We start from the raw sequence: 22,388 nt of genomic DNA, 5'->3' as shown, positions 1-22,388 counted from the left end.
GTATTCATGGTTTAAGATTTAAGCTATCTTGATTTATAATGATTGTATGTAATTCGATTGTTGATTTTATTGGTGTTCTCGGGCCAATTTTGCCTCCATCGCCATGGTAGCCATATGCTTGTAGCGAAGGGAACAAAAAGGTCGCCCGCTCATTGATTTTGAGCAATTTTAAGGCATTTTGCAATCCTGGAAACAATTGTTCCTTGTCTACAACGTAGGAAGTGGGCCCTATTTCTTTTGCGGAATATAGGGTGTCATTGCCCATAGTAAGCAGATTATAGGAAAACAAAATTTGATCATCGGTTTTTGGTAAATATGCTGATGCCTCATTTTTGTTTTCAAAATAATACCAAAACCCACTTGGACTTGAGATATAAGAATGTGCGGTGTCTTGGGCAATGATTTGTTGAATCAATTTTTCTTCTTTGGCCAACAGCGCTTTATTCCGCTCTACAGATTCTTTGAAAAAGCTACCAGATTTTACTTCCACCGGTCTTCGCGGTTCAGGACCATCGCAACCGATCAAAATAAAAATCAAAGTAAGAAATGTGAGGACTCTCATGGATTCAATTGCGATTTATAGGATTTAAGGATTGTGTTAAATTTCTGGATAGTGACATCCATATTTTCATCGCTTCGACCCCCTGCAGCATTATCATGCCCACCGCCATTAAAATGTTCCCTGGCAAATTCGTTTACAGAAAAGTCACCGATAGAACGGAACGAAATCTTGATGATGCCCTCTTCCTTATTTTCAATAAAGATTACAGCGAAAATAATATCCTCCAGGGTTAGACCATAATTGACAAAACCTTCGGTATCTCCTTTTTTAAAATCGTGAGCATCCAATTCATCCTGGGTAAGGGTAATATATGCCGTGCTGTACTCAGATAAGATTACCATATTGCTCAAGGCAACTCCTAAGAGATGCAATCGAGAAGGGGAATTGGTGTCAAAAACCTGTCTATGGATTTCCATATTGTTGGCCCCACAATCTATCAAATTGGCGACCACTTTATGGGTTCGGCTAGATGTTGAGCGATATTTAAAGGAGCCGGTATCGGTCATAATACCGGTGTAAAGATTGGTTGCAATTTCTTCATCAATCTTATCCAGTCCTCCAAGATATTCTATGAAGTTGTACACCATTTCGCAGGTAGAGCTCATGTTCACATCAGAATAGGTGACCTTGGCGTAATCCTTTGGCTGCTGATGATGGTCGATCATGATAAAATCGGCTTCCTTTTCCTTTAGGAAAGATTCCAGTTGCCCTGTTCTTGAAAGGTCGTTGAAGTCCAAAGTAAAGACCACAGTAGCTTCCTCTAGCCATTTTTTGGACTGCGAATTTTCTCTTTCAAAATTTAAGATCGTTTCATTTTTTGGCATCCATTTCAAAAACTTTGGATAGTCATTTGGCGCAATCACCACTACCTCTTGATTGAGGGATTTAAGAAAGGCATATAATCCCAGACAAGAACCAATGGCATCACCATCAGGGTTTTTATGGGGTATGATCACGATCTTTTGGGGTTGGGAAAGAATCGACTTTACCGTCGTAATATCCTCTAAATTCATGCGGGCAAAGATACAATAATATCAGAAAGGCATAACTCTTTAAGTGCCTTTTAGGGTAGACCGGTTTTAAAAATTAGTAAAGAATTAATGTAAGCTTATTGTGCGAATCTTGCTCGTTGGGTGAAAAAGCGTAAGTTTGCGCAAAATTTTAAAAAAATGACTGGAAATAGAACATTTACCATGATCAAGCCAGATGCTGTTGAAAATGGTCATATTGGTGCGATTCTAGAAAAAATAACTGCTGCAGGATTCAAAATTGTGGCGATGAAGTATACCCAATTGAGCAAGAGGGGTGCTAGGGAATTCTACGCTATTCATAAAGAACGTCCCTTCTTTGGGGAATTGGTCGATTTCATGACCAGAGGTCCTATTGTAGCAGCCATCTTGGAAAAAGACAATGCTGTTGATGATTTTCGTGCGTTGATTGGGGCAACAAACCCAGCAGAAGCTGCAGAAGGCACTATTCGCAAATTATACGCTACCAGTATTGGAGAAAATGCTGTGCATGGTTCCGATAGTGATGAAAATGCTGCTATTGAAGGCGCTTTCCATTTTTCAGGAAGGGAAGTATTTTAATAAAAGACCTAATAAAATTAAAAGCCGCCCAACCGGGCGGCTTTTTTTGTATAATCTAAATTCAACAACACCCTGGTTCTTCATTAACTTTGCACCATGATCGATGTGGTTTCCTCAAAGTCTAAAAATCTAGCCTTGAAAGATCGTAAAAGGCTCTATCAAATTTTGACAATCGCCTATGGCGAAACCGAAAAAGAGATTTGGGGTGAAAATTATGCACGGATTTCGTTCGACAGCTACAATAAATTAATTGAGAAGGGTGAAATTCTGGTAGCCTATTGTGATGGACAAGTTGTTGGCGGAATTCATTACTATGAACAAACTCCTGGCACTTACGGATTTGGATTGTTATGTGCCGATTTTGGGAAAAGTGGAATGGGGATTGGTCGTGCTTTAGTAAGTGCTGTGGAGAAAATAGCGACCGAAAACGGGATAAATAGTATTCAAATTGCAATTTTAAAACCTAAGAACGGAGAAATAGGATTCAAAACCAGAATCAGTTCATGGTACCAACGGATGGGTTATAAATACGCACATTCCCAAGATTTTAATGAAGTGGACCCTGCTAAAGCCCCTGACCTTATTACCCCAAGTTGTTTTGATTACTATGTAAAATCACTGTAAAAGTCCATAATCCAATTTTTAAACTTATGGGAAAAGGTTATCCTTTGCGAATGGCCTTTTTAGGTTGAAAAAAGTAGGTATTCCTCCTTATCCGTTTTTGGTTTAATGGTTCCAGAATTGTTCAGACCTATTTTGGTTAGAAGCCGTTGGGATTTGATGTTTTCAACCGTGGTAATCGCTAAAATCGGACTCAATTTTAGTATTTCCTTTCCATAACTCAAAAGGGTTGTGCAAGCTTCATAAACAAATCCTTTTCCTTCAAATTGGGGAAGTATGGCAAACCCAATGTCAGGATGGTTCAGATAATCCCGTTTTACAAAACCACAAATACCGATAGGGTCCAAAGATTGCCGTAAACACATTTTAAAAAGACCATATCCGTTATTCTTATAAGAGGAAATCAAGCTTGATTTAATATAATTCTCGGCTTGTTTTTTGGTCTTGACTCCTCTGTCGCCGATAAATTCCAGCCAATTTGGGCTGTTCAGAAGTTCCATGAAGAATTTTGAATCTTCCAGTTCTGCTTCTACAATCAGCAATCTTTCGGTTTCTGCTACTATTTTCATCCCATTATGAGGTTGTGGATGGTTTATCGTAATACTAATTTTTTAATCAGTTCTTTTTTAAGCTCTTCATTGAGCATGGCAATTATTTTGGATTTACCCAGACTCAACTCTTCGCGTAGCACTGAAGACGAAAGGGATACGTAAAGTGTTTCATTTTTGAGTTCCACCGAAGTTGTATAATTATTTACCCCATTGCCCATAAGCTTTTCCCATGCAGCTCTGGCGTCTACCTTGTCCATACCCTTTTGAAGCTTGTTCTCTTTGATGAACTCATTCAAAGCTTCGTTTAAGGGAAGATGGGAATTTCGTCTTTTGGCCATTATTTTGGAATTACAATAGGATGAAATCGTTTGTAGGCATATAAAACACCTTCATTATTCTGTACCGCAAAGGAGGTTGAATCCAATCGAATCAATTTTTCTTCCCACTCGCTTAAATTGTTTTCATAACGAAGAATAAATGTCTGCTGTGCTTCCACAACCTTAAAAGATTCTTGTTTTTTCGAAGTTTTATAACTGCCATCGAATTTGGGCTGCATCTTCTTTCGAAAACCATGGTTGTTCTCCAAATGAATAAAATCGATGGTAGGATTTACAGTGTAATTCTTTTTGGTGCCATCAGGAAAAGAAACTTCTGAAATTTCCCAATAACCGTTCAAGTACGGCAAATCTTCCTTGGAGACTTCCTTTTTTTCACAGGAAAATAGGCATAATAAAATCCCGAAAATCAAGATTTTCTTCATGTTACAAGGTAAAGATTTTATAGCTCTGTCGTATATTTTTAACTACATTTTCGGTGCGTTCGGCATGGGTGTCACTTATAAAAATTTGACCAAAATTGTCGTTGTCCACCAAACCTACGATTTGCGATACCCGATTTTCATCCAACTTGTCAAAAATATCATCGAGCAGCAATATTGGTGTAGTCTTGGCCTGCTCTTTTATAAAGTGGAACTGGGCCAGTTTTAGCGCTATCAAAAAAGATTTTTGCTGCCCTTGACTTCCAAATTTCTTAATAGGATGGCCAGCAATAGTAAAGTTAAGGTCATCCTTATGAATGCCAACACTGGTGTACTGTAGGGCTCTATCTTTTTCTATAGCACCCGCTAAAAGTTCCATTAAGCTTTTTGTTGACAGCTGGCTTTCGTACGATAACATAATCTGCTCATCTTTTTCTGAAATATGGGCATACTGCTCTTGGAATATTGGAATGAAAGTTGAGATAAAATCCACTCTTTTTTTGTGGATTGCTGTCCCCAAAAGATGCAGTTGTTCATTGTAAATTGCTAAAGTATCTGAATCAAACGTATGGTTGGCCACAAAATACTTCAGCAAGGAATTTCGCTGAACCAAAACTTTATTATACTTGATCAGGGTTTGAAGATATTCCTTGTCCGACTGTGAGATGACCCCATCCATAAATTTTCGGCGGGTATCACTTCCCTCAATGATCAAATCTCTGTCCGACGGTGAAATTATTACCAAAGGTAAAAAGCCAATGTGTTCCGAAAACTTTTCATAAGCTTTTCCATTTCGCTTGATTACTTTCTTTAACCCTCTTTTAAAGCTGCAGATTATTTTTTCGGTACGTGCGTCCTTCTCAAATTCACCCTCAATTACAAAAAAGTCGGTGTTGTGTTTAATATTTTGGGTAGACACCGGATTGAAATAGCTTTTTCCGAAGGAAAGATGGTAAATCGAGTCCAGGATGTTTGTTTTTCCTACCCCATTATCGCCGACCAAACAGTTGATTACAGGGTCGAAATCCAAGGTTTTGGAATCAAAATTTTTGTAATTAACTAAGGATAAGTGTTTTAAAAACATAAAATCTAAAGAAGAATGCCGTTCCAATTGGCTTTGGAGCCAGTTAAAGAATCCAAAAATAACGAATAAATTACCTTTTGGTTTTGGATAAAAACTTTATTTTTGCCCGATTAATAAAATCAAGGATGGCAACATACAAGAAGCGTGGCTTTAAGCCAAAAAATAAGGTTGAGGAAGCCCAACTGGATGAACAGAACAGTACAACGGCAGAAGTATTCAATACTTTGGATGAAAGCGCTTCCAAAACAGAAGCCTGGGTTCAACGAAACCAAAATTATATTTTGGGTGTCATTGGTGCAATAGCCTTGGGTGTTTTAGGTTACTTGGGATACAATGAGTTCATTCAAAAACCAAAAGAAGCATCTGCAGCCAACGAACTTTTTTATCCGCAACAATATTTTGACCAAGCATTGACCAATGAGGCTGCAAAAGATTCATTGTTTACTTTGGCGCTTAATGGAGCAGAAGGAAAATATGGTTTTTTAGATATTATTGAAGAGTATAGCGGTACCAAAGCTGCAAACTTGGCGCAGTATTCTGCGGGAATGACCTATTTGAACCTGCAACAATATGATAATGCTATTTCCCATTTGGAAGGTTTTTCATCAGATGATGCCGTTTTAGGAGCTATGGCCAAAGGTGGAATCGGAGACGCTTTTTCACAATTGAATCAACCTGAAGAGGCATTGGAGTATTACGAAAAGGCAATTGCCCATAGTGCAAACGAATTTACAACACCAAGATTTTTATATAAAGCTGGCATCATTGCCATTGATTTAGGTCAAAAGGACAAGGCAATGGGTTTTTTTAAAAGAATTAAAGATGAGTTTTCATCTTCCCAGGAAGCCAACGGTATCGATGCGCTTATCGGGTTGACAAAAAACTAAAAATGGCCACGGAGAACAAAAACTTATCGGCCTATGATAAGACCACAATCCCAAATGCGAAGTCACTTCGGTTTGGGATTGTTGTTTCAGAATGGAATGAAACCATTACCGAAGGTCTTTTTAAAGGAGCTGAGGATGCGCTTTTAGATTGCGGTGCTACACCGGAAAATATTATTCGCTGGAACGTACCGGGAAGTTTTGAGCTGACTTATGGTTGCAAAAAGATGCTTTCCACACAAAATGTTGATGCTGTTATCGCAATTGGCAGTGTAATTCGGGGAGAAACCAGTCATTTTGATTTTGTATGTTCCGCCGCCGCTCAGGGAATAAAAGATTTAAATATTCAGTACGATACACCTGTAATCTTCTGTGTATTGACAGATAACACTATGCAGCAAGCCGTGGACCGTAGCGGGGGCAAGCATGGCAATAAAGGTGCGGAAGCGGCAATAGCTGCCATTAAAATGGCTGTGCTAGGCGCGTAATTTCCAAATCCCAAATTCCAAAAATCCAATCAGCCCAAAGACTGTTAACATTTTTTGGCATTAAGGAGCAATCCCGTTTTTTGATTTTAAGTACCTTTGAGGTTACACGAAAAGGATGCAATGCGAAATTTTCTAAAACTTAGAAAAAACAGGAGCTATAATTACTCACCACGATATTACAAGGGGGAAGGCAATCCTTATAAAATAGAACACAAACTAGATAAATTCCGAAGTACTGCACATACGCAAAGAGGTCTTAAAAATAAGGTTTCCTCAGCTGTAGATGACTTAAAAACAGAAGGGGACAAGAATTTGAAACTCCGATTTCTTGTTATAGTAGCAATTTTGATATTGTTGTTTCTGTATATCATCGACTTTGACTTATCCATATTCCTGAATCCCTAATGGAGGACATCATTAAACTTTTGCCCGACCATGTTGCCAATCAAATTGCTGCAGGGGAAGTGGTTCAGCGACCAGCTTCGGTGGTTAAGGAGTTGTTGGAGAATGCTATTGATGCGGGTGCCGATTTGATTAAACTCATTGTTAAGGATGGAGGCAAGACCCTGATTCAGGTAGTCGACAATGGCAGTGGAATGAGTGAGACCGATGCACGATTATCCTTTGAGCGACACGCCACATCCAAAATTTCCTGTGCTGAAGACCTTTTTAATCTTGACACAAAGGGCTTTCGAGGTGAAGCATTGGCCTCTATTGCAGCTATAGCGCATGTGGATATGCACACGAGAACCGAAAGTTCAGAGACCGGAACTTATATTAAAATAGAAGGCAGCAAAATTGTCGCTCAAGAAGTCGTGGCAACACCCAAAGGAACATCGATTTCGGTAAAAAACCTGTTTTTCAATATTCCGGCCAGACGTAACTTTCTTAAATCAAACCAAGTCGAACTAAGGCACATCACGGATGAATTCCATAGGGTTGCCTTGGTACACCCACATATCGAATTTCATTTTTATAACAATGGTTCGGAAATTTTCAATCTACCCAAAGCAAAACATCGACAACGTATAACCCATGTTTTTGGTGGTCGAATGAAAGATCGTTTGGTGCCCGTAAACGAGGAGACCGAAGTGGTCAGGATTTCTGGATTTGTCTGCAAACCTGAATTTGCCAAAAAGAGTAGGGGAGAACAGTTTTTCTTTGCAAATAATAGGTTTATAAAAAGCCCATATTTACATCATGCAGTTGTTGCGGCATTTGAAGGACTCATTAAATCGGATACCTATCCAGGTTATTTTTTGTATTTGGATGTAGACCCTGCATCTATCGATATCAATATACATCCCACAAAAACAGAGGTGAAGTTTGATGATGAAAATACATTATATGCCATCATCCGTTCTACAATAAAACATAGTTTGGGTCAGTTTAATGTGGCTCCGATATTGGATTTTGAACATAACCCCAACCTGGATACTCCCTATGCTTTTAAAGGAAAAGAAGCTGTGATTCCCAATGTGATGGTCGATGCTTCCTTTAATCCCTTTCAAGAGGTGTCCAATAAATCGGTCGGGAGATCTTTGTATCAAAAACCGAATACAAAGGGTTGGGAAAATCTCTACGAAGGTTTGGAAACCTTGGTGAATACAGATGATTTTAGCAGTTTGGAAATTGAATCAGAAACTGGAGTCCAAGGAACGTTTTATTCTGAAGATGATGAAGATGCATCTTCGGGAATTACTTTTCAACTTCGGCGTAAATATATAGTGAGCACAATTAAATCCGGAATGTTGGTCATTAATCAAAACCGCGCCCATGAACGTATCCTCTTTGAAAAGTTTTTGGGCGAGATTACAGTAAAAGAAGGCATAAGTCAACAAATGTTGTTTCCTTTAGAGCTTCCATTTTCACATCAGGATAGAACCATTTTAAAAGAAATGAAAGAAAGTTTGTCCAATGTGGGCTTTATGTTCGATACATTGGACCATGAAACGGTAAAAGTGACAGGTGTTCCCTTGGCGGTTGCAGAAAGTGGAATTGGCACGGTATTGGATCGCCTAATTGCAGATTATAAGGAAGGATTTGAAGGAAGTGAAATCTCACAGGCTGAACTATTGGCAAAAACACTGGCCAAAAATTTAGCGGTAAGAACCGGGGAAGCATTGGACCAAGGGTCACAGTTGGCTTTGGTAAACGATTTGTTTGGTTGCAAGGAACCCACCTTAAGTCCCTTTCAAAAAATAACATATACCATTATCTCCGAAGGAGATATCGAAAAAAAATTGAATTAAATGGGTAGATTGACTGAGGCGGTAAAACATATATTGATCGTCAATGTAATATTGTTTTTAGCCACGCAAATGTATGGAGATCAAATGTACCAATGGTTGTCACTTTGGTTTCCAAAAAACGGAAACTTTCAGTGGTGGCAAGTAGTGAGTCATATGTTTATGCACGGCAATTTGATGCATATAGCATTTAATATGTATGCCTTATGGGCCTTTGGCACTCCATTGGAGCGTGTTTGGGGAAGGAATAAGTTCTTGTTTTTCTACTTCTCTGCTGGTCTAGGTTCTGCTTTGCTGCATACCGGGGTCAATTATTATTTGTTCAGTGAGGGGTTGAACGCACTTGTAAATGCTGGAATGACTGAACAACAAGTGTTGGATATTATCTCGAAGGGACAATACAGTCCCGATTGGTACAATGTTGCCTCTCGCAGTACGATTGAGAATTTTCTTAGCGCATATAATACTCCTGTAGTTGGAGCTTCTGGAGCCATTTATGGAATTTTGGTGGCCTTTGCCTTTATGTATTCTGAAGCAAAGTTGATGCTGATATTTTTACCTGTACCAATTAAGGCAAAGTATTTTGTACCCTTACTTTTAGCAGTCGATTTATTCTTCGGAATTGGTAACGTAAATACCGGAATTGCACATTTTGCACATATTGGTGGTGCATTAATTGGTTTTATTATGATGTGGTATTGGAAAAAAAATGAGTTTAATAAAAATCGATGGGATTGATCTATGGCCGGAGGACTTCAATATAATTTTGCCCGACTCAGCATTGCAGAGAAACTAATTGCAATAAATGTGCTGGTTTTTATTCTTGATGGACTATCATTAGCGCTGTTGGGAAACTCGGTGGTAAAATGGTTTCAGTTACCTCAAGATTTTATTGGCTTTTTAAGCCAACCTTGGTCTTTGGTGACCTATTCGTTTTTCCATGCGGGCATAGGACATGTTTTTTGGAATATGATCATGCTTTATTTTGCTGGCCGCATCTTTCTTAATCTTTTTGACACACAACGGTTTCTGAATGTGTACTTTTTGGGGGTAATTGTGGGAGGGGCTGTTTTTCTCCTTAGCTATAATGTCTTCCCAACATTATTGGATACACAAACAGCTCTTGTAGGTGCTTCAGCCGGTGTAACAGCGGTGTTAATTTTTGTATGTGCATACATTCCAAATCAGGAAGTCAGAATTATTTTTTTTAATGTTAAGCTATGGCATGTAGGTGTCTTTTTTGTTTTGGTGGATTTAATTCAAATCCCATATGGAGGGAATGTTGGAGGAAGATTGGCACATTTAGGTGGAGCTGCTCTCGGATACATTTATGCGCGGCAATTGCTTAAAGGAAATGATATCGGCGCTGGATTTACAAAGATTATAAACGGTATTGCACAACTGTTTAAACCTCGGGAGAAAAAAGCCCCAATGAAAACAGTTTACAAAAAGAAGGCTGCAAAAAATAAAAGCAAAGCTGAATACGATAAAGAGGCCAATCAACGAAAAATTGATGCTATTCTGGATAAGATTAGCAAGTCTGGCTATGAGAGTTTGTCCAAGGCAGAAAAGGATTTTTTGTTTAAAGCAGGTAAAGAGGACTGATACGTGAAGAAAGTAGTTCGCTTATGGAAAGTGACATTTTACGCAATAAATATTTTTATTGCGATACTATTGATTGTTACTAGTCTATTTTCATATGTCGACATTCAGATTATTCCTTTGTTTTCGTTTTTGAGTTTAATCGTTCCGATTCTCTTTATTTTTAATTTTTTGTTTTTTATCTATTGGCTTGTAAAGCGTAAAAAAAAGATTGTGTGGTCATTTTTTGCTTTATTGGTTGGGTATATTGTTTTTGGTGCATTCTACAAAATTACCAGCCAAGAAGACGATACCCTTGAAGGTGACGATTTAAAAATAATGACATACAACGCTTGGGGTTTTAACAAATATGAATGGATTAAAGAACCTAATATTGGAGACCGAATTATTGAGTTTATCAATGATAATGATCCAGAAATTTTATGCATTCAAGAACACAGTAGAATAAGGTATAAGCAATTAGCACAATATCCCTATCGTAGCGAGACACCTTATACAACTCCAAGGAGTGTTCAAGCCATATTCTCTAGGTATCCCATTGTTAGTAGTGGTTCTTTGAATTTACCAGGTACCATAAATAATATTATTTATGCTGATATCAAGTATAAAACTGATACCGTACGCGTTTACAATGTTCATTTGCAATCATTCAAAATTGTCCCATCGTCCAAAACCTTTTCGGAGAAAGAGTCTGAAAAAAATTATAAAAGACTTGTGAAGACATTTGCCAAACAACTGGAACAGGTCAAGATTTTTGAGGAGCACAAAAACAAAAGCCCACATAAGAACATCGTTTGTGGAGATTTGAACAATACCCAATTTTCCAATGTTTATAGGATGCTAAAAGATGACTTGCAAGACTCCTTTTTGGAGAAAGGCAGAGGGTTTGGAAGAACCTATAACCTTTTAGGGTTTCCGATTCGAATTGACTATATATTTGCCGATTCTGATTTTGAGGTGATTTCCCATGAAAACTTCGATGTGAAACTCTCAGATCATTATCCCGTTATGGCCACATTGCGAATTAAATCAGATCAGTAAGCAATCAACCATATCTGCCACAATATGGATAATCAATCCAAGACCCAATAACCGCGTCCATTTAAAAAAAGGCAGCACGCTATAGATTATAATGGCGATATAACTATGCAGGGGATGAAAACCGATACTGCAACGATTTGGGTCGAAAATGGGATCTGCCAATAAGTGGTCCAGATCAATCAACATTCCGGCCAAAAGAATCAAGATTACCTTAAACCTCCTTTCTTTAAAAAAGAAAAAAGCGATGAGTACGGGTACCAAGAGATGAATTCCGTAATGAATGAAGAATCTAAACATTTAAAAAATCCAATGATTGGTTCTTCAAATACGTAAGTGCATTGGTTCCTTCATTGAACAAGAGGTCCAGAATACTCAAATTGGGTATAAACCCATGCCGTTCTCCAAATACTTGCGGATATGGATTCATATTCATGGTCAATACTTGTTTTGCTTCCACCAAAAATCGAGCGTCGGCATATTGCGAGGGTTTTTTCTCAAAGGTTTCCGTTTTTTGAATAGGAATTTGAACTCCCAAACAATCACCAATGGCCATGATGGTTTTCATATTGAAGTCAAAAAGTGTAGAATGTTCTTCCTCAAAAATGAATTCCAAGTCATCTTCATAGAACTCAAAAAAAGGAGAAGTTCTGTATGCAGTCTGCAATGTTTTCCAATGAATTTTTTGCCAGGGATAACTGTTGTCCGGTATAACTTCATTGTACTTTTGTCTTCCATGTTCTACGCCCAAATGCCTTATAGGAATGTTTAACATGTGCTTGCCCTGATCGGTACAAACATAACACCGGTTTCTATAAGTTTGCTTTTGAAAGTTATCATGTACTTCCCATATCACATCTTTTTGAATGATTACCGCAAAGGTGGCAATGCTGGGAAAATAAGCAGGATGTATTAGAGTTTTTGACATCAATCAATTTAACCAAAAAGATGAATCATCTACTATCTACGATGACTATGCTTTCTTTTTTCTTCGTTTTCTAATAAAATCATAAAGGAACCAAGCTCCAATTGCTATTAAAAAATATTTGAAATATGAAACAGGTTCCCCACTTCCACCTACGGTGGTGAAAATTCGGTCCCATCGTGGTCTCCAATTAAACAATCCATCATTGAAGTTATCAAAACTCATCCATAAGAATACCGGTTTTCCAACAATATGATTAGCCGGAACATAACCCCAAACCCTACTATCCTCAGAATGATCTCTGTTGTCACCCATCATCCAATAATAATCTTGTTTAAAGGTATACGAAGTGGCTTCCTCGTCGTTGATATAAACCTTTTCTCCAGAAACCTTTACATCATTGTATTCGTAATCGCGGATAATTTTTTTGTAAAGTGGAATGGTTTTATGGTTGATTTCTACAGTAGTTCCAGCCTTTGGAATGTAAATGGGGCCAAATTGGTCATTGTTCCAAGGATAGAAATTGGGTTTTTGCGGAAATGAACCACCATAAATGCCTTTGCCTTCATCTGTTCTAACCACAGAATCGATAGCTGAATTATTCTGCAGCGCGTTGACCATTTCGTCGGTAAGGTTAGCTACTCTGGTTCGAGGCTTCTCTTCGGTCAGGGCTAGCCTCAACTGTCTAATAACCTCAGTGGGTATTCCTTTTTCTTGGGTTGTAAGTTCAATTTTTCCATTGGGAGCTTGTCTGACGCCCAAAATATAAGAAGAAAGTGCATCCACCTGATTTTGGTTAATGCTTGTCGCAATATATTTTCTAAGATAGTCGGTTGCTTCCACTTCTGCCAACAATCTACTAGACACCCCTTTTTGGGCATAAATGATGTAATCGTACATGGGTTTGGCACGATCCGAAAGTTTAAGTTTTTTACCATTAATATGCACAAAACCATCAACCACTGACAAAGAATCTCCAGGTGTTCCAACGCATCTTTTGACGTAGTTGGACTTTTTATCGATGGGCTTTTTTACTTTTCGCTCCGCCACAAAAAATTGACGTACGGTATCTGCTGGCCAGCTAAATACCACAATGTCATTCTTTTTGACATCGTTAAATCCAGGTAACCTGAAAAATGGTATTTGGGGCTTGTTCAGGTACGAACGCGTTTTTAGTAGTGGTAAGGTATCATGTACCATTGGTGCTGCAACAGCGGTCATCGGAACTCTTGCGCCGTAGTGAAATTTGCTAACAAATAGGAAATCTCCAATACGCAGTGTCCGTTCTAAAGATGGTGTAGGGATTACATAGGGTTGAATAAAATAAGTATGTACAAAAGTGGCAGCCACAATGGCAAAAACAATGGAACTTACCCATTCACCCAACCCTGTTTTTGGTTTTAAGTCCCGGTCTTCGATATATTTTACATCTTCAACATAGTTGATATAATAAATATAAAACCCGAGGGTAAGAATCACGGCCCAAGTCTCTAAAAGCTTGCTCTTGCCAAAACTGCGTATGGTTTCTACCCAAACCACGGGAAACATCAACAAATTAATAATGGGAATGAACAGCAATAATACCCACCACCATGGTCTGTTGATGATTTTCATCAATACGATGCCATTATACACGGGTATTGCCGCTTCCCAAGCTTTTCTGCCGGCTTTTACATAGAGCTTCCAGGTTCCTAAAAAGTGAATTACCTGAATAATCAAGATAAAAATGATCCACTGAGTACCGTTCATATAGAAGTTTATTTTTTAGACTAAAAGTCTAAAGTGTTGTTACGTTTTATTTCAGATTTAACACATCTTTCATAGCAAAGACACCGACTTTTCCTTTGATCCATTCAGCTGCAATAACAGCACCCAAAGCAAAACCTTCTCTATTGTGTGCTGTGTGTTTGATTTCAATATCATCAACAGCACTTTGGTAGGCAATGGTGTGGGTTCCAGGAACCGTGCCTTCACGTTTGGATGTTATCGGAATTGTAGATTCATCTGAATCGTCCAATTTCCAATTTGAATAGGCGGTGTTCTTTATGATTCCATCTGCCAAGGTAATAGCTGTTCCGCTCGGCGCATCCAGTTTTTGGGTATGGTGTATCTCCTCCATGGAAACCATATACTGGTCCAAGGTAGACATCATTTTGGCCAAATAGGAATTCAATTCAAAAAAAACATTGACTCCCAGGCTAAAATTTGAGGCGTAGATGAAAGCGCCCTTTTTTGCATTGCAGCTATCTACCGCTTCGTCATATCTAGAGAGCCATCCTGTTGTGCCGGAAATTACGGGGACACTATGTTCGAAACAGGAGATAATATTGTTGAAAGCAGCATCAGGGGTACTAAAATCTATAGCCACATCCATATTTTGGTAATCGACATCTTTAGTTTCAACATCAACTTTGGCAACTATGGTATGCCCTCTTTGTTGCGCTATTTGCTCAATCATTCTACCCATTTTACCATAGCCAAACAAGCCAATCTTCATAAGCTAAAATTTAACGACCAAGGCCATCCCATAATTAGGATTGTTGGTCAGGGGATTTAAATCTAAATAGGGTTGAAAATCGATGGAAAGATTATCATCCACATTATATTGTTTAAGGTGGGCATCAACATTGGCATCAATTATATTGAATGCATACAAGGCAATGGTTATCAACAAAGATAAGTCGCGATCACGTTGTGTACTTTCTTGAGCATCTTGTAGCGCATCCAAGGAAATATCGGGGCCTTCACCATCACCATTAAGGTCGTAAAACTGGTCATCAGTGAATCCGGCACGACGTCTTTTAAAAGCATCCCTTGCACTATTGTATTGCGTATTGTTCGTAGAATACACATAGATTCCGGTTCCAATGGCCCCCCAAACAATGGGTGCTTTCCAGTAACGCTTGTTGTATATCTGGCCCAAACCAGGTAGTATGGCAGAATAAAATGCCGCCTTGCTCGGAGCAAGTGGGTTTATCCTTTTTTTCTCATAGGTGACCTCTTCGAGAGTGATACCTTCTCCCTCTAAATCCTGGGCCAACGAATCAATTGCATTCGGAGGCTGCTGACTATCTTTTTCTTGTGAGAAAGCGAAATGAAAGGAAAGCAGAAAAATGCAAATAAAAAGAAGGTTCTTAGTCACCTGTCAATAATTTTCTTAATCGCTGAAACTCCTCTTTGGAATGAAATGGAATTACAATCTTACCCTTTCCGCTTTGCGATGTGGAAATGTCGACTTGCGTGGATAGCCGTTTTTTTAACGCATCCAATCCTTTAGAGATAAAATTGGGAACTTCTTTTTGAACATCTTGCTTTTTAGTTGAAACCGTTCCGCTCTTGGCATCTTTGTATGTTTTCACCAAACGTTCTGTCTCTCTTACCGAAAGACCATCGGAAACCACTTTTTCATAAATGTTGATTTGGTCTTTCTTCTTCTCAATATTTATCAAAGCACGTCCATGCCCCATGGTCACAAATCCATCTCGCATTCCCGTTTGGATGATAGGATGTAACTTTAGAAGACGCATGTAGTTGGTTATTGTAGAACGTTTTTTCCCCACGCGATCACTCAATTTTTCTTGGGTAACCTGAATTTCATCGATAAGTCGCTGGTAGGACAAAGCAATTTCGATAGGATCAAGGTCTTGACGCTGAATATTTTCGACTAGAGCCATTTCCAATGATTCTTGGTCATTGGCAATTCTAATGTATGCAGGAATGGTCTTTAACCCTACTAATTTAGAAGCTCTAAACCTTCTTTCTCCTGATACAAGCTGAAATTTATTGAAATCGAGTTTTCTAACCGTGATAGGCTGAATAATTCCTAATTCTCTTATGGAACTTGCCAGTTCTTTTAGGGTTTCATCGTTAAAGTTGGAACGAGGTTGAAAGGGATTCACTTCAATGGAATCTACATCTAATTCAACAACATTTCCAATGACCTGGTCCGCGTTTTTATCCGAAACTGACTGGATATCGTTTTCGGGGTCTTTTAAAAGAGCGGACAGACCTCTTCCCAAAGCCTGCTTTTTGGTTGCTTTCGCCATTTAAACTTTCTCCTTGTTTTTTTTCAATACTTCATTGGCCAAGTTCAGGTAATTTGTAGCACCTTTACTGCTAGCATCATATTTGATGATACTTTCACCGTAACTGGGTGCCTCACTTAACCTAACGTTTCGCTGGATAATGGTATCAAAGACCATATCCGAAAAGTGCTTTTTAACTTCTTCCACAACTTGATTGGAAAGGCGCAATCTTGAATCGTACATCGTCAACAGCATACCTTCTATATCTAAATCATTATTGTGGATTTTCTGAACACTTTTTATGGTGTTCAACAATTTTCCCAAACCTTCCAAAGCAAAATACTCACATTGTATCGGAATCATAACTGAGTCTGCTGCGGTCAGCGCATTCAAGGTCAATAATCCCAATGATGGTGCGCAATCGATTAAAATATAATCGTACCGATTACCCAAGCCCTTAAGGGCTTCTTTTAACATATATTCCCTGTTGTCCTTATCGACCAATTCTATCTCAATGGCAACGAGGTCAATATGTGCCGGTATAAGATCTACATTGGGTGAATCAGTTTGTATGATAACCTCATCCACAGTTTTGGTATGTTCCAACAACTGATATGTGCCCTGTTCAACACTATCTACATCAACGCCCAAACCTGAGGTTGCATTTGCTTGTGGGTCAGCATCAATCAACAACACCTTTTTTTCCAGTACACCAAGTGAGGCAGCAAGGTTCACCGTTGTTGTTGTCTTACCTACACCACCCTTCTGATTCGCAATAGCAATTATCTTGCCCATTTCATAGTAAGTTAGGTGCTAAAAATACAATTATTTAAGACGTTAAAAAATGTATTTTGTTAACACTAGGTGAATAACATCCCCATTGCACGTTAAAGAAAGTTAAAGTTATAATTGTAAGGAATTTATGAGGAGTCAGTCCATCAAAATCTTTAAGATATCAATGGCTGCATCGCTGATTTTAGTACCAGGGCCGAATACGGCAACTGCACCATGATCCAATAAGTGTTTGTAATCTTGTTTTGGGATTACCCCGCCAACTATTACCAGAATATCCTCTCGTCCGTAATTCTTGAGCTCTTTTACCACCTCAGGGACCAGTGTTTTGTGTCCACCGGCCAAGGAGGAAATTCCCAGAACATGAACATCATTCTCAACCGCTTGTTTAGCAACTTCCGAAGGCGTTTGGAAGAGTGGACCAATATCTACATCAAAACCTAGGTCGGCATAACCTGTGGCAACAACTTTTGCACCACGATCATGACCATCTTGACCCATTTTTGCAATCATGATTCTAGGCCGCCTACCTTCTTCCAAAGCAAAATCGTTCGCCATGTTTTTGGCTTTTTCAAAACTTTCGTCATTTTTGATTTCTTTGGAATACACTCCTGTAAACGATTGTATTTTTGCTTGATACCTGCCAAAAGCACTTTCCATGGCATCACTTATCTCACCCAAAGTGGCACGTAGCTTGGCAGCCGTAATCGCTAAAGCTAATAAATTTTCACGCTCTACACCGTTTTGCAACGCCTTTTTGGAAGCTTCGGTGATTGCACTTAAGGATTTTTGAACAGCATCTTCATCCCTGTGGGATTTAAGTTGGTGTAATTGGGCGATTTGCTGCTTACGAACTTTGTCGTTGTCCACTTCAAGGATTTGAAGATCATCCTCATTTTTCAAAATATATTTATTGACGCCAACTATCGTATCCTGGCCACTATCAATGCGAGCTTGTTTTTTTGCTGCTGCTTCCTCAATTCGCATTTTTGGAATTCCGGCCTCAATGGCTTTGGTCATTCCACCTAATTTTTCAACTTCTTGGATGAGTTTCCAGGCTTCCTCGGCAATTGCTGAAGTAAGTTTTTCAACAACATGGCTTCCGGCCCAGGGATCTACGGTTTTGGTGATATGGGTTTCTTGCTGCAGATAAATTTGTGTATTCCTTGCAATACGAGCCGAAAAATCGGTTGGTAAGGCAATGGCTTCATCCAAAGCGTTTGTATGCAAACTTTGAGTTCCTCCAAAAGCCGCCGCCATGGCCTCAATAGTTGTTCGTGCTACATTGTTGAAAGGGTCTTGTTCCGTCAAACTCCACCCACTGGTCTGGCTATGGGTACGGAGCATTAAGGATTTTTCGGTTTTTGGGTCAAATTCCTTGACTAATTTGGCCCAGAGCATACGACCGGCTCGCATTTTGGCGATTTCTGTAAAATGGTTCATTCCAATTCCCCAGAAAAAGGAAAGTCGCGGAGCGAATTCATCTATTTTTAACCCTGCTTTTATGCCTGTTCTAATATATTCAATGCCATCTGCCAAGGTATACGCCAGTTCAATGGCGGCAGGAGCACCAGCTTCGTGCATATGGTATCCAGAAATACTAATACTGTTGAATTTGGGCATGTTTTTGCTCGAGAACTCAAAAATATCTGCCACTAGTTGCATTGATGGTGCTGGGGGGTAGATGTAGGTGTTCCGAACCATAAATTCCTTGAGAATGTCATTTTGGATGGTCCCAGAAAGTTTCTCCATGGCTACACCCTGTTCCTCTGCGGCTACTATATAAAATGCCATAATGGGGAGTACAGCTCCGTTCATTGTCATGGAAACCGACATTTTATCCAAGGGAATACCATCGAAAAGGATCTTCATGTCCTCTACAGAATCAATGGCGACCCCGGCCTTGCCAACATCACCAACTACGCGATTGTTGTCGCTATCATATCCACGGTGCGTGGGTAAATCAAAAGCAACGGAAAGCCCTTTTTGACCTGCCTCCAAATTTCTTCTGTAAAAAGCATTGCTTTCTTCAGCGGTGGAGAAACCCGCATATTGACGGATGGTCCACGGACGGCGAACGTACATGGTTGAATAGGGACCACGAAGAAAAGGAGGAATACCTGCGGCAAAGTTGAGATTTTCGTTTTTGGAAGTCTCTACCTCACTCGACCCGACAATTTGGGACAACTCTAAACTTTGAAGGTTCTTTCTACTCATCATCCAATCTTTTTTGTTCCAATGCTTCTGCTAAACGCCTTTCAATTATGGGCTCAATAATGGTTTTTCTTGGCTTGATCTTTACAAAAGGATATAGTTCAATGTCAGCTTTCATTTTATCCTCGGCGTTTTGGAATTTGTTGGTACCCACCAAGGTGATTCCACCCCAATCAAAAAGTTGCTGTTCTTTTGTGGCACTGTCTTTAATTTTTCCTTGGATGCTCCCTTTTTTCAGTTCTGATAAAAAACCTCCTGCGTTTTCAATGTATTTTAAAAGCTTAAGGGCCTTTTCTGCCAATTGCTTTGTCATGGATTCTATATAATAGGAACCTTCGGACACTTTTGAGGCTTGATCAAAATAGCTTTCCTCTTTTAGCAACAACAATTGGTTTCTGGCAATTCGTTCTCCAAATGCATTGTCTTTGTGATAGATGCCATCATAAGGTGTATTGCAAACGGTATCTGCTCCTCCTAAGATAGCGGACATGCATTCTGAGGTGGTCCGCAGCATGTTGACATTGTAATCATATAAAGTCTTGTTCCGTTTTGAAGGAAAGGCCAAGATGTGACATTCATTTGAAATACCATAAGCAGATGAAACAGTCTTCCATAGCCATCTGAGCGCCCTTAGTTTCGCTATTTCTAAGAAATAGTTGCTTCCCACAGATGTTTTGAAGGTAATTGGGAAAGACCTCTTGACTGCGCTCGGGGCGATGTTTGAAAAATGGTTAAGGTATTCATTGGCATGTGCCAAACCATATGCCAATTGCTGCACCATGTTGGCACCGGAGTTTTGATACAGGGACAAATCAACACAAAGTGTTGAAATTGTGTTTTGGTTTTTGGTCAAGCCATAAATTTCTTCCAAAATAGAATGGTCTTTATCCAAACTGTGGAACCAATTCCCATTTTTTGCCAAATTACCAACGATGTCGATATTGAGATAACTTCTATTTTTTGTGCCCTCTAAAAATGCAAGTAACTTTTTAATAGGATCAAGCGCCAAAAAATCAAAATTGAAATGTAGTTGAGTGGTTTCCAAATCGATATTTGCCAATAGTGATTTAGCATCCAAATCTTTATTCGGAATAATAAACATTAAACTCTCCGCGCCTTTATTTAGAGCGTCAACCGCTTTTTGGTTAGCCTGTTTTGTGTCACCGGCATATATGGACTGTGCAATTTTCCAATGGTGTTCTTTTGGAAGACAAAAGGTTTTCAATCCTGTTAAATCCTCAGCATGGTAGAAAGGTTTTACCGCAATCCCTTCCAAAGATTCCCAAATCAAGGTATCATTATAATCCGCTCCCTTTAGATCAAATTGGATTTTTTGTTTCCACTGTTTTGCAGAAACTTCGGGAAATTCGTCAAACAAACCTGGTTTACTCATTTTTTTTGATTTTTAGGCTGTCCTCGTATTCAATCAAGAAGATTTCTTCCTTCTCTTTCTTCATATAGTATTTTTCGCGAGCAAGCTTTTCGAGTTCCCATTTATCTGAAAATTTTTGAAGCTCTTCTTTGTCTTTATTGATTTCTCCTTGGAGGAACTCTTTTTGTTCTCTCAACTTTTTGATGTCTTTCCTTAATTCTTGATGAATAAACATGGAATTTGCATCAAAAAAAGCCATCCAAATCACAAAAATGGTAAGCACCAGCACGTACATGTTGGTCATTATCTTAAACCATTTTTTGTTCTTAAATTCCTTGAATCCCATTTTAATGTAACCTATCATTTATGATTGTCCGCACCATATCCACGGCCACGGTATTGTAGTGGTTGTTGGGGATTATGATATCTGCAAATTCTTTGGAAGGCTCTATAAATTGTTGATGCATTGGTTTAACGGCGGTTTGATACCTTGTTAACACCTTGTCCAAATCATGACCACGCTCTCTAATGTCACGCTGCAATCTGCGTATCAAACGTTCATCGGAATCTGCATGTACATAAATTTTGATATCAAACATTTCACGAAGTTTGGCATTGCTCAATACAAGAATGCCCTCTACGATCATCACCTTTCTTGGCTTCGTGAGAATTGTATCCTCCAAGCGGTTCTCCTCAACAAAGGAATAAATAGGTTTTTCAATGGGCTTACCTTGCTTTAACTCTTCAAGATGGGCAATCAACAAATCAAAATCTATCGAATTTGGATGGTCAAAATTGATTTTCCCCCGCTCTTCCTTGGTCAAATGGGAAAGGTCATTATAATAAGAATCCTGAGAGATGACACCAACTTCGTTTTCCGGTAGTTGATCTACAATTTGATTGACAACCGTGGTTTTTCCACAACCCGTACCTCCAGCAATTCCCAATATCAGCATGGTGATAATTTTAACCTCAAAAGTAAGCATTTGATAAGATTTCCAAACTACCAATCTCAATGCATAATTACGCAGGTCCTGCATAGTAATGAATGATTATTATCATAATTCATAAAAGTTTATGAGACTAGATTTGCAAGGTATTAGGTCATTAATCTTATATTTATCTAGGTAACCATGGGAACTGTTTTTATGGAAAAGTCACATATGATCAAAGTTGACGGAGACTTTGATTTTCAATTGTCCGAAGAGGATATTTCTGAACTGGATATTCTCAAAACCGGTAACAACACCTACCACATACTAAAAAATGGAGCAGCTTTCAAGATAGAGATCACTGTTTCTGATTATCCAAATGGATTGTATTCGGTTAAAGTGAACGGGAGTGAGTATCAAACTTCGATTGGCACTCCTTTGGATGAGCTTATTAAGAAAATGGGCTTTGCTTCCAATGGCTCCAAAAATATTAACTCTATTTCCGCTCCCATGCCAGGCCTTATTTTGAGTATTTCGGTAGAAGAGGGCCAAGAAGTGGAGGAAGATCAGCAGTTATTGGTCTTGGAAGCCATGAAAATGGAAAATATCATCACTTCGCCAAGAAAAGGAGTTGTAAAAAAGGTTGCTGTTAAGCAAGGTGATGCAGTTGATAAACAACAATTGCTAATTGAATTTCAATAAG

27 protein-coding genes are annotated in these 22,388 nt (G+C 38.9%); 10 read left to right on the top strand and 17 right to left on the bottom strand.

All coding sequences use genetic code 11. From position 1 onward, the window contains the following. Positions 1-4 precede the first annotated feature (4 nt). Both gldI and IAG46_RS05240 read right to left on the bottom strand, forming a co-directional pair. Complete coding sequence (gene gldI, locus IAG46_RS05245) at positions 5-562, bottom strand: gliding motility-associated peptidyl-prolyl isomerase GldI (protein ID WP_190809259.1); 558 nt, start codon at positions 560-562, stop codon at positions 5-7. Continuing rightward, positions 559-1,575: a bifunctional oligoribonuclease/PAP phosphatase NrnA gene (locus IAG46_RS05240; protein WP_190809258.1), complete on the bottom strand. Its 1,017-nt coding sequence runs from the start codon at positions 1,573-1,575 to the stop codon at positions 559-561. Before IAG46_RS05240 ends, gldI begins: the two co-directional genes overlap by 4 nt. Positions 1,576-1,731: 156 nt before the next feature. Here IAG46_RS05240 and IAG46_RS05235 point away from each other — a divergent pair, with 156 nt between their 5' ends. Beyond that, positions 1,732-2,151: a nucleoside-diphosphate kinase gene (locus IAG46_RS05235; RefSeq protein ID WP_190809257.1), complete on the top strand. Its 420-nt coding sequence runs from the start codon at positions 1,732-1,734 to the stop codon at positions 2,149-2,151. A gap of 135 nt (positions 2,152-2,286) precedes the next feature. Beyond that, a complete protein-coding gene (locus IAG46_RS05230; RefSeq protein ID WP_190809256.1) occupies positions 2,287-2,775 on the top strand; it encodes a GNAT family N-acetyltransferase in 489 nt (162 codons plus the stop codon). A gap of 59 nt (positions 2,776-2,834) precedes the next feature. Here the strand turns inward: IAG46_RS05230 and IAG46_RS05225 are convergent, their stop codons facing one another. Genes IAG46_RS05225 through IAG46_RS05210 form a run of 4 tightly spaced genes read right to left on the bottom strand, consistent with a single transcriptional unit; the run spans position 2,835 to position 5,164 of the window. Further along, positions 2,835-3,341 (bottom strand): GNAT family N-acetyltransferase, encoded by a 507-nt coding sequence (locus IAG46_RS05225; protein ID WP_190809255.1) that lies wholly within the window; start codon positions 3,339-3,341, stop codon positions 2,835-2,837. 23 nt (positions 3,342-3,364) lie between these two features. After that, positions 3,365-3,661, bottom strand: coding sequence for a DUF721 domain-containing protein (locus IAG46_RS05220; RefSeq protein WP_190809254.1), 297 nt, complete (start codon positions 3,659-3,661; stop codon positions 3,365-3,367). Further along, positions 3,661-4,083 (bottom strand): hypothetical protein, encoded by a 423-nt coding sequence (locus tag IAG46_RS05215; protein ID WP_190809253.1) that lies wholly within the window; start codon positions 4,081-4,083, stop codon positions 3,661-3,663. The genes IAG46_RS05220 and IAG46_RS05215 overlap by 1 nt, the downstream gene beginning before the upstream one ends. A 1-nt stretch (position 4,084) precedes the next feature. Next, positions 4,085-5,164 (bottom strand): DNA replication/repair protein RecF, encoded by a 1,080-nt coding sequence (locus IAG46_RS05210; RefSeq protein WP_190809252.1) that lies wholly within the window; start codon positions 5,162-5,164, stop codon positions 4,085-4,087. 125 nt (positions 5,165-5,289) lie between these two features. On the opposite strand from IAG46_RS05210, the gene IAG46_RS05205 reads away from it, so the two are divergent. From IAG46_RS05205 to IAG46_RS05175, 7 genes are all read left to right on the top strand, one after another. Further along, positions 5,290-6,051 (top strand): tetratricopeptide repeat protein, encoded by a 762-nt coding sequence (locus IAG46_RS05205; RefSeq protein WP_190809251.1) that lies wholly within the window; start codon positions 5,290-5,292, stop codon positions 6,049-6,051. 2 nt (positions 6,052-6,053) lie between these two features. Further along, positions 6,054-6,536: a 6,7-dimethyl-8-ribityllumazine synthase gene (ribH, locus tag IAG46_RS05200; protein WP_190809250.1), complete on the top strand. Its 483-nt coding sequence runs from the start codon at positions 6,054-6,056 to the stop codon at positions 6,534-6,536. Positions 6,537-6,656: 120 nt separating this feature from the next. Then, entirely contained in the window at positions 6,657-6,941 is a 285-nt protein-coding gene (locus tag IAG46_RS05195; protein ID WP_190809249.1) for a riboflavin synthase subunit beta, read from the top strand. After that, positions 6,941-8,788, top strand: coding sequence for a DNA mismatch repair endonuclease MutL (mutL, locus tag IAG46_RS05190; RefSeq protein WP_190809248.1), 1,848 nt, complete (start codon positions 6,941-6,943; stop codon positions 8,786-8,788). The genes IAG46_RS05195 and mutL overlap by 1 nt, the downstream gene beginning before the upstream one ends. After that, positions 8,789-9,523 carry a rhomboid family intramembrane serine protease gene (locus IAG46_RS05185; RefSeq protein ID WP_190809247.1) on the top strand — a complete coding sequence of 245 codons (735 nt, stop codon included), beginning with the start codon at positions 8,789-8,791 and terminating at the stop codon, positions 9,521-9,523. A gap of 3 nt (positions 9,524-9,526) precedes the next feature. Further along, positions 9,527-10,390 carry a rhomboid family intramembrane serine protease gene (locus tag IAG46_RS05180; RefSeq protein WP_190809246.1) on the top strand — a complete coding sequence of 288 codons (864 nt, stop codon included), beginning with the start codon at positions 9,527-9,529 and terminating at the stop codon, positions 10,388-10,390. 210 nt (positions 10,391-10,600) lie between these two features. Next, positions 10,601-11,428, top strand: coding sequence for an endonuclease/exonuclease/phosphatase family protein (locus tag IAG46_RS05175; RefSeq protein WP_190809245.1), 828 nt, complete (start codon positions 10,601-10,603; stop codon positions 11,426-11,428). Here the strand turns inward: IAG46_RS05175 and IAG46_RS05170 are convergent. The 11 genes from IAG46_RS05170 to udk all read right to left on the bottom strand — a co-directional run bounded on the left by IAG46_RS05170 (position 11,417) and on the right by udk (position 21,709). Further along, positions 11,417-11,725 carry a DUF6122 family protein gene (locus tag IAG46_RS05170; RefSeq protein ID WP_190809244.1) on the bottom strand — a complete coding sequence of 103 codons (309 nt, stop codon included), beginning with the start codon at positions 11,723-11,725 and terminating at the stop codon, positions 11,417-11,419. The genes IAG46_RS05175 and IAG46_RS05170 overlap by 12 nt on opposite strands. Next, positions 11,718-12,353 carry a WbqC family protein gene (locus IAG46_RS05165; protein ID WP_190809243.1) on the bottom strand — a complete coding sequence of 212 codons (636 nt, stop codon included), beginning with the start codon at positions 12,351-12,353 and terminating at the stop codon, positions 11,718-11,720. Before IAG46_RS05165 ends, IAG46_RS05170 begins: the two co-directional genes overlap by 8 nt. A 45-nt stretch (positions 12,354-12,398) precedes the next feature. Beyond that, entirely contained in the window at positions 12,399-14,099 is a 1,701-nt protein-coding gene (lepB, locus tag IAG46_RS05160; RefSeq protein WP_190809242.1) for a signal peptidase I, read from the bottom strand. A 46-nt stretch (positions 14,100-14,145) separates the two neighbouring features. After that, complete coding sequence (gene dapB, locus IAG46_RS05155) at positions 14,146-14,847, bottom strand: 4-hydroxy-tetrahydrodipicolinate reductase (RefSeq protein WP_190809241.1); 702 nt, start codon at positions 14,845-14,847, stop codon at positions 14,146-14,148. Between the two features lie 3 nt (positions 14,848-14,850). Further along, the gene (locus tag IAG46_RS05150; RefSeq protein WP_368668165.1) at positions 14,851-15,492 is read right to left on the bottom strand and encodes a DUF5683 domain-containing protein; all 642 of its coding nucleotides are present in this window, start codon (positions 15,490-15,492) and stop codon (positions 14,851-14,853) included. Beyond that, positions 15,485-16,396, bottom strand: a complete 912-nt coding sequence (locus IAG46_RS05145; RefSeq protein ID WP_190809240.1) for a ParB/RepB/Spo0J family partition protein — start codon at positions 16,394-16,396, stop codon at positions 15,485-15,487. Before IAG46_RS05145 ends, IAG46_RS05150 begins: the two co-directional genes overlap by 8 nt. Then, entirely contained in the window at positions 16,397-17,170 is a 774-nt protein-coding gene (locus IAG46_RS05140; protein ID WP_190809239.1) for a ParA family protein, read from the bottom strand. 135 nt (positions 17,171-17,305) lie between these two features. Then, positions 17,306-19,384 carry a methylmalonyl-CoA mutase gene (gene scpA / locus IAG46_RS05135; protein WP_190809757.1) on the bottom strand — a complete coding sequence of 693 codons (2,079 nt, stop codon included), beginning with the start codon at positions 19,382-19,384 and terminating at the stop codon, positions 17,306-17,308. Continuing rightward, on the bottom strand, positions 19,377-20,774 hold the full coding sequence (locus tag IAG46_RS05130) for a methylmalonyl-CoA mutase subunit beta (RefSeq protein WP_190809238.1): 1,398 nt from the start codon (positions 20,772-20,774) through the stop codon (positions 19,377-19,379). The genes scpA and IAG46_RS05130 overlap by 8 nt, the downstream gene beginning before the upstream one ends. Next, on the bottom strand, positions 20,767-21,099 hold the full coding sequence (locus IAG46_RS05125) for a septum formation initiator family protein (protein WP_190809237.1): 333 nt from the start codon (positions 21,097-21,099) through the stop codon (positions 20,767-20,769). Before IAG46_RS05125 ends, IAG46_RS05130 begins: the two co-directional genes overlap by 8 nt. 1 nt (position 21,100) lies before the next feature. After that, a complete protein-coding gene (udk, locus tag IAG46_RS05120; protein ID WP_190809756.1) occupies positions 21,101-21,709 on the bottom strand; it encodes a uridine kinase in 609 nt (202 codons plus the stop codon). A gap of 177 nt (positions 21,710-21,886) precedes the next feature. Here udk and IAG46_RS05115 point away from each other — a divergent pair, with 177 nt between their 5' ends. Then, a complete protein-coding gene (locus tag IAG46_RS05115) occupies positions 21,887-22,387 on the top strand; it encodes an acetyl-CoA carboxylase biotin carboxyl carrier protein subunit (RefSeq protein ID WP_223826584.1) in 501 nt (166 codons plus the stop codon). Position 22,388: the final 1 nt, after the last annotated feature.

The sequence above is a fragment of the Flagellimonas sp. S3867 genome, from assembly GCF_014698935.1.
Taxonomy (GTDB): Bacteria; Bacteroidota; Bacteroidia; order Flavobacteriales; family Flavobacteriaceae; genus Flagellimonas.
The sequence above is the reverse complement of the archived record's forward strand: the minus strand, read 5'-3'. Positions and strand labels throughout refer to the sequence as shown.